At 72.9% G+C, this 13755-nt stretch carries 9 protein-coding genes; 4 read left to right on the forward strand and 5 right to left on the reverse strand.

The annotated features are described in order from the left end of the window. Positions 1-9: 9 nt before the first annotated feature. Complete coding sequence (gene greB, locus QM788_RS12550; protein WP_415661813.1) at positions 10-576, forward strand: transcription elongation factor GreB; 567 nt, start codon at positions 10-12, stop codon at positions 574-576. On the opposite strand, the gene QM788_RS12555 is transcribed toward greB, so the two are convergent. The 5 genes from QM788_RS12555 to gmk form a co-directional block, all read right to left on the reverse strand. After that, positions 551-2080: a tetratricopeptide repeat protein gene (locus QM788_RS12555; RefSeq protein WP_415661814.1), complete on the reverse strand. Its 1530-nt coding sequence runs from the start codon at positions 2078-2080 to the stop codon at positions 551-553. The genes greB and QM788_RS12555 overlap by 26 nt on opposite strands. A 19-nt stretch (positions 2081-2099) precedes the next feature. Next, positions 2100-5903, reverse strand: a complete 3804-nt coding sequence (locus tag QM788_RS12560; RefSeq protein WP_415661815.1) for a TonB-dependent receptor — start codon at positions 5901-5903, stop codon at positions 2100-2102. Between the two features lie 299 nt (positions 5904-6202). Continuing rightward, entirely contained in the window at positions 6203-8464 is a 2262-nt protein-coding gene (locus QM788_RS12565; RefSeq protein WP_415661816.1) for a RelA/SpoT family protein, read from the reverse strand. 208 nt (positions 8465-8672) lie between these two features. Next, entirely contained in the window at positions 8673-8876 is a 204-nt protein-coding gene (gene rpoZ / locus QM788_RS12570; protein WP_415661817.1) for a DNA-directed RNA polymerase subunit omega, read from the reverse strand. A gap of 26 nt (positions 8877-8902) precedes the next feature. After that, positions 8903-9523, reverse strand: coding sequence for a guanylate kinase (gene gmk / locus QM788_RS12575; protein ID WP_415661818.1), 621 nt, complete (start codon positions 9521-9523; stop codon positions 8903-8905). Between the two features lie 73 nt (positions 9524-9596). Between gmk and QM788_RS12580 the strand changes: the two genes are divergently transcribed. The 3 genes from QM788_RS12580 (at position 9597) to QM788_RS12590 (ending at position 13689) form a co-directional block, all read left to right on the forward strand. Further along, on the forward strand, positions 9597-12992 hold the full coding sequence (locus QM788_RS12580; protein ID WP_415661819.1) for an SNF2-related protein: 3396 nt from the start codon (positions 9597-9599) through the stop codon (positions 12990-12992). A gap of 113 nt (positions 12993-13105) precedes the next feature. Further along, complete coding sequence (locus QM788_RS12585) at positions 13106-13390, forward strand: type II toxin-antitoxin system CcdA family antitoxin (RefSeq protein ID WP_415661820.1); 285 nt, start codon at positions 13106-13108, stop codon at positions 13388-13390. A 2-nt stretch (positions 13391-13392) separates the two neighbouring features. Beyond that, the gene (locus tag QM788_RS12590; protein ID WP_415661821.1) at positions 13393-13689 is read left to right on the forward strand and encodes a CcdB family protein; all 297 of its coding nucleotides are present in this window, start codon (positions 13393-13395) and stop codon (positions 13687-13689) included. Positions 13690-13755: the final 66 nt, after the last annotated feature.

A 13755-nucleotide genomic window follows, 5' to 3' on the forward strand; every position in this document is an offset into this window, starting at 1 on the left:
AATGGCGCGATGAGCAAGGCCTTCACCAAGGAATCCGACGGCGCCGACGATGACGACGGCGACGGCCCGGCGCTGCCCGCGCTGCCGGCCGGCACGCGCAACTACATGACGCCGGCCGGCCATGCGCGGCTGCGCGCGGAGTTCATGCAGCTCATCGACGTGGAGCGGCCGCGGATGGTCGAGACCGTGTCGTGGGCGGCCAAGAACGGCGACCGCTCGGAGAACGGCGACTACCTCTACGGCAAGAAGCGGCTGCGCGAGATCGACCGCCGGCTGCGCTTCCTGACCAAGCGGCTGGACATCGCCGAGGTGGTGGACCCGAGCGTGCACCACGGGGCCGAGCAGGTCTTCTTCGGCGCGACGGTGACCTACGCGAACGCCCGGGGCGAGGAGCGGACGATCACCATCAAGGGCATCGACGAGGCGGACAGCCTGGCCGGCGAGGTGAGCTGGGTCTCGCCCATCGCCCGCACGCTGCTGAGGGCGCGCGTGGGGGACGAGCTGCAGCTGGTCACGCCGGTGGGCGTGGAGCGCATCGAGGTCGTCGAGGTCAGCTACCCGGCGCCGCCGGCTTGACGGGCGGGTGGAGCAGGGCGTCCGCACGGGCGCGCTGTTCGGGGCTGAGCCGGGCGGCGATCGCGGGCAGCGCCGCGGCCGCCTGCGGATGGCCCAGCGCCTGGCCGAGGCGGCACCAGGCGTAGGCCGCCGCCAGGTCGGTGTCGCCGCCTTCGCCCTTGGCCAGCATGACGGCCAGGTTGAACATCGCCTCCGGCTGGCGCCGCCCGGCGGCGGCCTGGAACAGCCGGCGCGCGGTGGCCAGGTCCTGCGGCACGCCCTCGCCGCGGTAGAAAAAGGTCGCCAGCGCGTTCTGCGCGTCGGCATGCCCCTGGACCGCCGCCGCCTTGTAGAGCACCACGGCGCGCTCGGGCGCGGGGGCGGGCAGGCCCTCGCCCAGGTCCAGCATGCGGGCGGCGGCGTAGGTGGCGTCCAGGTGGCCGGTCCGGGCGGCGGCGCCGTAGTAGGCGCCGGCGCGCTGCAGGTCCAGCGCGATGCCCTCGGGCTGCCGGGGCATCTGGTGGTGGTAGAGCCGGCCCAGCAGGTAGAGCGCGTTGGCGTCGCCCGCCTCGCCGGCGGCCTGCAGGTAGGCCAGCGCGCGGCGGGCGTCGGGCGGCGCGCCGAGGCCGCTGAGGTGGGCCTGGCCCAGCAGCGTGCCGGCGGGCACGAAGCCGTAGTCCAGCGCCCGGATCGACCACGCACGGGCCGCGGCCGGGTCGCGCCGGGTGCCCAGGCCGGCCAGGTGGATGCGCGCCAGCAGCAGCGCGGCCTCGACGCGGGCGTTGACGCGGCCGGGCTGCTGCGGGTCGAAGCGCAGCCGGTCGGCGACCGGGTCGTAGCGCGCGTCCACGACCTCGCGCAGCCACGCGATGGCCCGGGGCGTGCTGGCCGGCGTGCCCAGGCCCAGCAGGTGCAGGCGGCCCAGCATCAGCGCGGCTTCCTCGTCGCCGAGCTTGTCCCAGCCCTGCTCGAACCTGGCGCGGGCCGTGTCGAAGTCGCCGGCCTCGTAGGCCTTGAAGGCCTGCTGCAGCGATCTGTCCTTGCGCGCGATCCAGTGGCGGCCGGCGGCGAAGCGGCGGTCGCCGGCCGCGCAGCCGGCCGCGGGCGGCATGGGCTCGGGGCCCTGGGCGTCCAGGCGCTCGATGCCGCTGCCGACCGCGGCCGTCTTCGCATCGCCGTCGGGGCCGAGGTCGCTGAAGCGCTCGGCCTCGTGGGACGGGCTGTCCAGCAGGCCGAAGTCGCGCAGATAGGCCAGCGTGGCCTCGTCGTCGGCGGCCGAGTGGCCGCGCATGAAGGCGCAGGACGAGGCGTCCCGGCGCGACAGCAGCCGGCTCCTGGCGGCGGTGACGAGGGATGGGTCCGCGCCGTCGCTGCGCCGGCCGGTGACCTGGACCGCGCCCAGCGTCCGGGCCGGGCCGGCCTCGGCGCTGGCGGCGTGGGCCGCCAGCGCCAGCATCAGCATCGGCGGCAGGCCGGCCCGCGCCGGCCGGCGCCTCGGCGGGCTGGGGCGGGCGGTGCCGGCCATGGGCGCCTGGCCTCCCGGCTCAGCGCGGGCTGCGCAGCGTGAAGCCCACCATGTAGCGGCGGCCGTTGTAGTTGTCGCCGTAGATGTTGGGAATGCCGTCCGCGTAGTCCTGGTAGCCGCCGGTGCTGCTCATGGTGCGCTCGCCGGTCAGGTTGCGCACGTCGGCGAAGATTTCCAGGCCGTTCTTGAAGCGGTAGGAGACCTTGGCGTCGACGAAGGCCGTGCGGTTGCTGAAGATGGGCGCGCCCGGGTTGTACGGCAGGCGCCAGTTGGGCACGCCGAAGCCGGGGTAGTTGTTCACCCCCAGGCCGCTGGTGCCGAGCACGGGCGAGAAGCCGGTGTAGCGCTGCGCCACCACCTGCGCGGCGATGCGGGCCTGGAAGGCGCCGTCGTCATACCACAGCGAGGCGTTGTACGAGTACTTGGGCTCGCCCTGCACCGGCAGCACGTCGCCGCTGATCAGGTCCAGCGTGGGCAGCGTCTGGGTGGACTTGGCCTTGGTGAAGTTGGCGTCGAAGCCGGTGTAGCGCAGGAAGGACGGCAGGAAGGTGAAGGCCGACTTCATGCCGAACTCGAAGCCCCGGCGCGTGGACGCGGGCTGGTTCTCCCAGCGGTTGAAGCTGAACTCCACGTCGGACAGCGGCTGGCCGGTGGCCGGGTCGATGGCGTCGCTGCCCGCGAACACCTTGGAGTTCGGGTGGTTCACGCTCAGCGTGGGCGCGCCGATCAGGCCGCGCTGGCGGTAGTAGGCCAGCGAGAACATCGTGTCGCGGTTGGGGAACCACTCCAGCGACAGGTTGTGGTTGACGTTGGTCTGCGGCTTGAGCGCGGGGTTGCCGAAGGTGCCCGAGCAGCCCTGGTCGCTGGGATCGTCCGGGTCGTTGGCGGGGTCTTCCTCGATGATCTGGCTGACCGTGCAGGTGCCCGCGGGCAGCAGCTTGGACACGCCCGGCCGCGCGACCGTCTTGCCCACCGAGTAGCGCAGCACCAGCTTGTCCGGCACGGGCCACAGCGCCAGGTTCAGCGAGGGCAGCACGTCGGTGTTGCTGTCCTGGATGGAGGTGTTCTGGGTCAGCGTGCTCATCACGAAGCCGGCCGGGTTGGTCGGGTCGTCGTTGTCGAAGCTGCCGGTCTTGCGGATGGAGCGGAAGGTCATCGAGCCGGTGCCCGCCACGTCGGTCTTGACGACGCGCACGCCGACGTTGCCGCTCAGCTCGATGCCGAAGGGCAGGGCGCGGCCGGTGAAGGGCAGGCGGTCGATGTCGAAGTCCGTCATCAGGTAGGCGGCCTGCGACTTCTCGCTGAAGCGCGAGACCGGCATGTCGTAGACCTGGCCGTCGCTGGCCGTGCAGCTGCGGAAGCAGTCCAGCCGCACCGGCACGCCGGCCAGCGCGAACAGCTTGTCGATGTCGATCTGGTGCCAGCCGTTCAGCAGCGAGGCCGGGCGGTCCTTGGCGCCGGCGTAGAACTGGCCGGCCGGCGGCAGCGTGAGGGTCTGGCGCACCAGCTCCTCGTACTGGGCGCGCGTCAGCGTCGTGGTGCCGGCGACGACGCCGCCGATGCCGCTGTTGCGCTGGTTGTTGGGCACGTAGCCGTTCTGCGCACAGGGCTGGCCGCCCGCGGCCAGCGAGCCGGGCGTGTTCTCGCAGCCGATGACGTTCCAGCGCGTGTTCACCTGCGGCATGTAGACGCCGGGCACGAAACCGGCCTGGCCGTAGGTGCCGATGGGCTCCTTGAGGGTGCCGCCGGCGCCGGTGTAGAAGTCGCCGCCGGTGCTGCGGTAGTTCAGGCCGCCCTTCAGCGCGGTCAGGAAGGGCAGCTTGTCGACGAGGTTGTAGGCCAGGTCCAGCTTGCCGGTCTTCTCGGTGTTCTCCGAGTCGAAGGAGCGGATCACCTGCAGCAGCGTGTTGTTGGTGTACTGCGCGCGCTGCGCGGCCGTGTAGGCCGGCACCTCGACCGGGTTGACGGCCGAGGGCGCGAAGCGGGCGGACTGGACCGCCGGGTTCAGCGTCGCGTAGGCCGGGTAGTTGAGCTGGTCGTTCTGGCTGCCGTCGGGCAGGTTGAACGCCCAGAAGCCGTTGGGCTGGATGGCGAAGTTGCCGACGCCGTAGTTGTAGCCGAACGAAGCCCGGCGGTCGTAGCGCTGCGCGCTGGACTTGCCGGAGCCGCCCATGAACTGCGCCTTCAGCCGGCCGTCGATGTACTCGCCGCCGAGGACCAGGGTCTTGGAGTCGGTGTCGATGGTGCTGAAGATGGTGTCGGTGGTGTAGAAGCCGTTGTTGGTCGAGTAGCTCGTCAGGTGGTGGTTGGCGTCCACCGTGTAGCCGGGCAGCACATTGGTGGTGGTGCCCTGCACCAGCGGCGCGTTCGCGGCCCGCCAGGAATAGCTGCCGGGCAGCAGCGACGCGACGGCGGACTGCGCCGGGTTCAGCGTGCGCGTCTTGGCGGCGACGTCGTCGACAAAGCTGCCGGCCGGGTTCACCAGCACCGCGCTGCCGACGCCGAGGAAGCCCACCGTGTCGTCCACGTGGCGCCTGGCCAGGCTGTACTTGCCGTAGACGGTCAGCTTGTCGCTGACCTTGAAGTCCAGCCGGATGTCGCCGCCCTTGCGCTCGTCGTCCTGCTTGCGCAGGTTGTAGCGGAAGCCCGCGCTGTGCGACGGCGCATAGTCGTTCCACTGGTTCAGGCAGGTCAGCTGCTCGTTCTGGCGCTGCGTGTAGGCGGCGGTGCGGGCGGTGCTGCCGTTGATGGCGGCGGTCTGGTCGCCGGTCAGGTCGGGGAAGGCGATGAAGCAGTCGTTCTTGGTCTGGGCGGCGGCCGACTTGGTCAGCAGATCCCTCGGCGTGGCGGCGTTGAAAAAGCCGCCGCCCGTCAGCGGCGAGGCCAGCAGCGGCTTGTCGATCGTGTCGCCCCACAGCGTGGCCGGGTTGTGGGTGAAGGTCTTCTCGGGCGAGTTGTCGAAGTCCGCCTGGCGCACCAGGCCCTGCACGTTGGAGCCGCCGCCCTGCGAGATGGAGTGCATCTCGTTCTGGTAGCGCGAGTAGTTCAGGTTGGCGATGACGCCCAGGCGCTTGTCCAGGAACTTGTCGGCCAGCACCGCGTTGTAGTTGGGCGTGGTCTTCTTGTTCAGCGAGCTTTGCGTGGCGGCGGCGCGCAGCGAGTAGTAGGGCTTGTCGAAGTCCAGGCCGGTGCGGGTCTGGATGATGATGCCGCCGCCCAGCGAGCCTTCCGTCATCGCCGCGGTCGAGCCCTTGACCACGTCCACGCTCTTGATCAGGTCGGACGACAGCTCGCGGAACTCGGTGCCGCGGCCGTCGCCGCCTTCCGCGCCCCGGCCCAGCAGGTTGGTGCCGGCGCCGGAGCTGACGCCCATGCCGTCCAGCTCCACGCGGGTCAGCTCCGCGCCGTTGCCGCGCACGGACACGCTCACGCCCTCGCCGTAGTCGCCCCGGTCCAGCGCCACGCCGGCGATGCGCGAGATGGCCTCGCCGATGTTGCGGTCGGGGAAGGCGCCCACGTCCTCGGCGACGATGGAGTCCTGCGCGGTGGCCGCATGCTTCTTGCGGTTGATCGCGGACTGCTGCGACTGCCGCGTGCCGACGACCAGCACGGTCTCCAGTTCGTTGACCGGCGCCTTGGCCTGGGCCGCCGGGGCCGCTGCGGCGGGCTTGCCGGCTGCGGGCGCCGACGCGGCGGCGCCCGGCGCGGCCGCGGCTTGCGCCTGCTGGGCTTGGGCGGCCTCGTGCGCGAGGAGGGCCAGGGCGAGGGCGGCGGCGGCGCCGATGTGGTCACGCCGCAGCGCGGGTTTGCTGGAAGGGGTCACGAGAGGTCTCCGCGAGCCGGCCCGCTGGGGCGGCCATCGTTGTTGTGGAAAGGGCGAAGCCCTGACCGCAGCCCGTCCTGCGGCAGGCAGGGGGCTCGCTGGTGCGGCGGAGAGCGCGTCAGGTCACTCCGTCGCGGGCGCTGGAGCGGACCTTACGCAGGCGGTGAAAACGCGAGAAATTCGTTTTGAGCGTTTTGCTATCTGCAAACGCGATACCGGGGCCGGAAACACTGGTTAACCCGCAGCCACGAACGGAAACACTCAAGCCCGTGATTGGCTTGGCGGGCAGGCGGCGGCGCTCAGGCCTTGTTGCGCCAGACGCGCTGGACCGCCGGGGCGCGGCGCAGCACGCGCAGCACGTCCGCCAGGTGCTGGCGGTCGCGCACGGCGATCAGCAGGCTCATCTCCGCCGTCTCGCGCAGCGCCGCCTCGTCGCCCATGGCGATGTGGGTGATGTCGGCCTCGGCCTGCGCCACCGCCTGCGCCACCTGCGCCAGCACGCCCTTGCCGTTGGCGAGCAGCAGCGTGATGCCGGCCTCGAAGCTGCGCGTCAGCTCGTCGGCCCATTCGACCTGGATCCAGTGCTCGCTGTCGCGCTGGAACAGCCGCCGGCCGACCTGGCAGTCGCAGGTGTGCACGACCAGGCCCTCGCCGCGCCCCAGGTAGCCGCGCACCTCGTCGCCCGGGATGGGCCGGCAGCAGCCGGCCAGCTGCACCGAGGCGCCCTCGCTGCCGTCGATGGTGACGCTGCCGCGGTCCACCGGCGTGGCCGTGAAGCGGCCCAGCGTCAGCGCCAGCGCGTCGGGCTTCTGGCCCTGCTCGGCCATCAGCCGCGCGAGCTTCTTGGCGATGATGGCGGCGATCTTGCGGCCGGCGCCGATGTCCACGAGCAGCTGGTCCGCGCCCGCGCTGCCGGCCCAGGTGGCCAGCTCCTGCCAGATCAGCGCGGCGGGGCCGTCGTCGTCCTCCAGGCTGGGCAGGCCCAGGCCCTCCAGGCGCATGGCCTGGGCCAGCATCTTCTCGCCCAGCTCGTGCGATTCCTCCTGCTCCAGGTCGCGCAGGTAGTGGCGGATCTTGGAGCGCGCCCGGCCGGTGCGCACGAAGGCCAGCCACGCCGGGTTGGGGCTGGCGCCGGGGGCGGTGACGATCTCGACGATGTCGCCGCTCTTGAGCTCCGCGCGCAGCGGCACGGCCTCGCCGTTGACCTGCGCGGCCACGCAGTGGTCGCCGACGTCGGAGTGGATGGCGTAGGCGAAGTCCACCGGCGTCGCGCCCTTGGGCAGCGCCATGATCTTGGACTTGGGCGTGAAGACGTAGATGGAGTCCGGGAACAGGTCGATCTTGACGTGCTCCAGGAACTCGTTGGCGTCGCGCGTCTCGTCCTGGATGTCAATCAGGCTCTGCAGCCAGCGCGCATTGGCCTGCTGCGCCACCAGCGCCGAGGCCTGCTTGCTGCGGCTCTTGTAGATCCAGTGCGCGGCCACGCCCTGCTCGGCGATCTGGTGCATGCCCTCGGTGCGCACCTGGCACTCCAGCGGCGTGCCCAGCGGCCCCATCAGCGTGGTGTGCAGCGACTGGTAGCCGTTGTCCTTGGGGTTGGCGATGTAGTCCTTGAAGCGGCCGGCCTGCGGCTTGTAGAGCTGGTGCAGCACGCCCAGCGCCGTGTAGCACTGCAGCGGCGCCTCGGTGAGGATGCGGAAGCCGAAGATGTCGCTGACCTGGGCGAAGCTCATCAGCCCCTTCTCGCGCATCTTCTTGTAGATGGAGTGCACGGTCTTCTCGCGCCCCTGCACCTGCACGCGCAGGCCGGCCTTGGCGAACGCCGCGCGGATCTCGCCCTCGATGCGCGACACCAGGTCGCGCCGGTTGCCGCGCGCCTTGGCCACCGCCTTGGACAGCGCCGCGTGGCGCCAGGGGTGGAAGTACTGGAAGGACAGGTCCTGCAGTTCGCGGAAGGTCTGGTTCAGGCCCAGCCGGTGCGCGATCGGGGCGTAGATGTCGAAGGTCTCGCGGGCGATGCGGCGCGCCTTGTGCGGCGCCATCGCGCCCATGGTGCGCATGTTGTGCAGCCGGTCGGCGAGCTTGATCAGGATGACGCGCAGGTCGCGCGCCATCGCCAGCAGCATCTTGCGGAAGGACTCGGCCTGCGACTCCTCCTTCGTGGAGAACTGCAGCTTGTCCAGCTTGGTCAGGCCGTCCACCAGGTCGGCGGTGGTGGCGTCGAACTTCTCGATCAGCTCGGCCTTGGAGATGCCGCAGTCCTCCACCACGTCGTGCATCAGCGCGGCCATCAGCGCCTGGGCGTCCAGCCGCCACTCGGCGCAGATGCCGGCCACGGCGATGGGGTGGGTGATGTAGGGCTCGCCGGTGGCGCGCTTCTGGCCCAGGTGGGCCTCGTCGGCGAAGCGGTAGGCGTCGCGCACCCGCTTGATCTCGGCCTTGCTGAGGTAGCCCAGCTTCGGGGCCAGCGCGTCGAACGAGGCTGCCTCGGCCGGCGTGGGGGGGCTGGGCTGGCGCAGGCCAGGCAGCGTGAACCAGGCGGTGAGGGAGCGTTGGACCATAGGGGCCCGAATTTATCCGAAGGTGTGGGGCCCCCCGTCCAAGGCGTACCTTGGCCGGCCCCCCGAGGGGGCGGCGATGCTCGCGGGGGCTGCCCCGCTCGCACATCGCCTGCGGGCCGGCTTGGGGCGGCCCGGCGCTCGGCCCGCGAAGCCCAAATGCACACGGGCGCCCGAAGGCGCCCGTGTACGGGTCGGGGCAGGGCGGTGTTTAGACCGGCACCTTGCGCAGCATCTCCACGCCGACCTCGCCGGCGGCGATCTCGCGCAGCGCGGTCACGCCGGGCTTGTTCTTGCTTTCGATCTTGGCGCTGTGGCCCTGGCTCAGCATGCGGGCGCGGTAGGTGGCGGCCAGCACCAGCTGGAAGCGGTTGGGGATCTTGGTCAGGCAGTCTTCGACGGTGATGCGGGCCATGGTGTTCCTAGAGGATGTCGGGGCGATCAGGGCAGATCGAGCGCCTGGAAGACCGCCGAGCGGTTGCGGCGCTGAGCCGCGTATTTTAGCCGCTGCGCGTGGACGATGGCTTTCAGGTCGAAGACGGCCGTGTCGAACACCGCGTTGACGACGACGAAATCGAACTTCGACGCCTGAGCCACCTCGACGCGCGCGGCCGCCATGCGCCGGGCGATGACCTCGGGCTCGGTGTCGCCGCGGCGGTTCAGGCGCAGGCGCAGCTCGTCCCAGCTGGGCGGCAGGATGAAGATCAGCACCGCGTGCGCGAACAGCTGCTTGATCTGCAGCGCGCCCTGGTAGTCGATCTCCAGCACCACGTCCTCGCCGCCGCGCAGCCGGCTCTCGATGCCGGCGCGCGAGGTGCCGTACAGGTTGCCGTGCACCTCGGCCCACTCGAAGAATTCGCCGCGGCCGGCCATCGTGCGGAACTCCTCCGCGGCGACGAACCAGTACTCGCGGCCATGCTGCTCCTGCCCGCGCGGCGCGCGCGAGGTGTGCGAGACGGACACGGCGAGCCGGGCGTCCAGCTCCAGCAGCGCCTTCACGAGGCTGGATTTGCCCGTGCCGCTCGGCGCGGCCACGACGAAGAGATTGCCCGGATAGTCCATGGGCGGCCATTGTCGCAGGCAGGCCCGCCGACAATGCCGGCCCCGCCACGCCCGGCCCTGCCGCCGCCTATCCATGCTGCCCCTGCTGCCCGACACCCTGCGCCTGCACGTCCTGCCGGCCACCTTCGCGCGCGGCCAGGCCCTGCACCACGGCGGGCGGGTGCTGTCGCCGGGCATGGAGCCGCTGGGCCCGGGCCGCTGGCACCTGCACGGCGAGGTGCAGGGCGGTGCGCCCCGGCCCTACGAGACCAGCGCCGTCGTCCAGGTCACGGACGACGGCCAGGTGCGTACCTTCGAGGGCGACTGCAGCTGCCCGGTGGGCGTGGACTGCAAGCATGCGGTGGCGCTGACGCTCAGCCTCGGCCGGCCGGCCGCGATCTCCGCCGTGCCGATGTCCACGCAGGCCCAGGCGCAGGTGATGGCCCAGGCGCTGGCGCTGGCCTTGACCCGGCCCCAGGCCGATGCGCCCGTCCGGGAGGCCACGCAGGCCCGCGTCCACGCGAACGGCCTGGCGCGCTGGCTGGAGCGTTTCGCCGATGCCCCCAGGCCGCGCGACCCGTTCGGCGACCAGCCCGTCTACCTGCTGCGCGACGCGCCCGCCGGGCGCGGCGAGCCGCCGCAGCTCGCGCTGGGCTGGGCCTGGGCGCGCCCGCTCAAGCGCGGCGGCTGGTCCCGGCCCCGGTCGCCGGGCTATGACGGCGAATACCGCCTCAGCGTCGGCGACGACCGCGAATGCGTGCGGCTGATCCGGGTGCTGGCCGAGGGGCACTACGGCCAGTCCTCGCACAGCGGCATGCTGCGCGGCCCGGCCGGCGTGCTGGCCTTGCAGCTCTGTGCCGGCACCGGCCGGCTGTTCCTCGCCGACGCGAGCGGCGCGATCGCCAGCGCCCCGCTGCGCTGGGGCGCCGCGCGCGGCCTGGACTGGCTGTGGCGCGAGGCCGATGCCGCCGCTTCGGCCGGCGGGCCGCTGTGGCAGCTCCGGCCCGTGCTGGCCAACGGGGCGTCGGGCGCGCGCGCCTACGCCGGGCCGCCCGCGCTCTACCTGGACCCGGCCGCCGGCGAATGCGGCCCGCTGCAGGCGCCGGGCCTGGACGACGGCCGGCTGGCGCTGCTGCTGGCGGCGCCGCCGATGCCGGCCGCCGCGTTCGCGGACCCCGCGTCGCCGCTGCTCGAGCGGCTGGCCGGCCTGCCGCTGCCGCCCACCGTCGAGCCGCCGCAGCCGTGGCCCGAGGCGCCGCCCGTCGCCCGGCTGCAACTGGCGCTGCGGCCCCCGGCGCGCCGCCATGACGACGGCCTGCTCGACGCCCGGCTGTTGTTCGACTACGCCGGGCTGCGCGGCGCCTGGCCGCAGCGCGAGCGCCGCCACCTGGTGCGGCACGGCGGCCGCCGCGTGCTGCTGACGCGCGACCTGGCCGCCGAGGACGCCGCGCGCGACCGGCTGGCCGCGCTGGGCCTGGCGCCGGACGCGGCGCAGGGCTGGCGCGCCGGCACCGCCGCCTGGCTGGACTGGGCCGCGGCGGACTGGCAGCCGCTGCGCCAGGCCGGGTTCGAGATCGACGCCGCCGACGAGCTGGCGGACCTGGTGCGGACCGCCGGGCCGGTGGCGGTCGCCGTCGCGGCGGCGGGCGAGGGCGGCGCCGACGGGGAGGGCGAGGGCGAGGGCACGGTGTCGCCCTGGTTCGACCTGTCGCTGGGCCTGGAGATCGACGGCGTGCGCCACAACGTGCTGCCCTGGCTGCCCGGCCTGCTCGCGCAGCTGCAGACCGGCCCGGACGGCACGGCGCAACTGCCCGACTGGCTGTGGCGCGAGCAGCCCGACGGCCGCTGGCTGCGCCTGCCCGCCGCGCCGCTGCGGCCCTGGCTGCAGGCGCTGCTGGAGCTGGTGGGTGACCGCGAGCTGGACGCCGACGCGCTGCGCCTGTCGCGCGTGGAGGCGCTGCGGCTGGGGGCCTCGCTGGGCGAGGGCGCCCAGTGGGCCGGCGGCGCGCGGCTGCGCGAGCTGCTGGGCCGGCTCGTCGACGGCCGGTTGCCCGAGGTGGCGCCGCCGGCCGGTCTCGGGGCCGAGCTGCGCCCCTACCAGCGCCGCGGGCTGGACTGGCTGCAGTTCCTGCGCGCGCAGGGCCTGGGCGGCGTGCTGGCCGACGACATGGGCCTGGGCAAGACGCTGCAGACCCTGGCCCACCTGCTGTGCGAGCAGCAGGCCGGGCGGCTGGACGCGCCCTGCCTGGTGGTCGCGCCCGTCAGCCTGCTGGGCAACTGGCGGCGCGAGGCCGCCCGCTTCACGCCGCAGCTGCGCACCCGCGTCTGGCACGGCGCGGCCCGCCACGACGGCGGCTTCGCCGACGGCTGCGACCTGCTGATCGCCCCCTACTCGCTGCTGCAGCGCGACCGCCAGCGCTGGCTGGCGCAGCGCTGGCACGTGGTGGTGCTGGACGAGGCCCAGCACGTGAAGAACGCCAGCACGCAGGCGGCGCAGGTGGTCGCGGCGCTGGACGCGCGCCAGCGCATCGCGCTGTCCGGCACGCCGGTGGAGAACCACCTGGGCGAGCTGTGGAGCCTGTTCCATTTCCTGATGCCGGGCTTCCTGGGCAGCCAGGCGCGCTTCAAGACGCTGTTCCGCACGCCGATCGAGAAGCAGGGCCAGGCCGAGCCGCTGGCGCGCCTGCGCCGCCGCGTGACCCCGTTCATGCTGCGCCGGACCAAGGACGCCGTGGCCGCCGAGCTGCCGCCGCGCAGCGAAAGCCTGCTACCGGTGACGCTGGAGGGCGCGCAGGCCGACCTGTACGAGACCATCCGCCTGGCCACCGAGAAGGCCGTGCGCGACGCGCTGGCCGAGCGCGGCCTGGCGCGCTCGCAGATCCAGGTGCTGGACGCGCTGCTGAAGCTGCGCCAGGTCTGCTGCGACCCGCGCCTGGTCAAGGGCCTGCCGGCCGCAGCCGCAGTGCGCGGCTCGGCCAAGCTGGGGCTGCTGATGGAACTGCTGCCGCCGCTGCTGGCCGAGGGGCGGCGGGTGCTGCTGTTCTCGCAGTTCACCAGCATGTTGACGCTGATCGAGGCCGAGCTGCAGGCCGCCGGCCTGGCCTGGACCAAGCTGACCGGCCAGACCCGGCACCGCGAGGCGGCGATCGAGCAGTTCACGGGCGGCGCGGTGCCGCTGTTCCTGATCAGCCTGAAGGCCGGCGGCACCGGGCTGAACCTGCCGCAGGCCGACACGGTCATCCACTACGACCCCTGGTGGAACCCGGCCGTCGAGGAGCAGGCCACGGCGCGCGCCCACCGCATCGGCCAGACGCGGCGCGTGATGGTCTACAAGCTGGTGGCCGAGGGCACCATCGAGGAGCGCATGCAGGCGCTGCAGGCCCGCAAGGCGGCGCTGGCGCAGGGCCTGCTGCACGGCGCGGCGGCGCGCGGGCAGCCGCTGTTCACCGAGGACGACGTGGCCGAGCTGCTGCGGCCGCTGGGCGGATGAGGCGCCGTGCGCGGATTCATGCGCATCCAGTATGCGCATGTGGCACCCGCCGGCTGCTATATTGGCGCGGCCGCCATCCCCGCCCGATGGGCTGAAACCAGGACCGAACCGCCATGCCCGCCGCCCTTGCCCGCCCGATGGATGCGCCCGCCCCGCGCGCCGGCCGCAGCGCGGCGGCGCAGCGCCGATCGACCAACCTGACGCTGGCGGCCGGCCTGGTGGCGGAGGCGCAAAGCCTGGGCGTCAACCTGTCCCAGGCCGCCGAGATGGGCATTGCCGCGGCGGTGAGCCGGCGCAGGCAGGAGGCCTGGCTCGCCGAGAACCGCGACGCGCTCGACGGCTCGAACGCCTACGTCGAAGCGCACGGCCTGCCGCTGGCCCGCCACCGGAACTTCTGAACGTGGCCCGGTTCCACGTCTACCGGAACCGGGACGGCGAGGGCTGTTTGCTCGATGTCCAGGCGGACCTGCTGGCGCACCTGAACACCCGCGTCGTCGTGCCGCTGCTGCCGACGGGCCGGTTCAAGCCGGCGCGCCAGCTCAACCCCGTGTTCATGATCGACGGCGAACCTCACGCCATGGCCACGCAGTTCATGGCGGCCGTTCCGCTGGCCGCCCTGGGCGCGGAGGTGGCCCGCCTGGCGGCCGAGGAGCGCACGGTCGTCGCGGCGCTGGACTGCTTGTTCAGCGGCGTTTGAGCGCTGCCCAGGCGGGGCGCGACGGCGCCTGCATCTGCGGCATACAGCGGGCCGCGGAGCCCGGGC

The sequence above is a fragment of the Roseateles sp. genome, assembly GCF_047654785.1.
GTDB lineage: Bacteria > Pseudomonadota > Gammaproteobacteria > Burkholderiales > Burkholderiaceae_C > Pelomonas.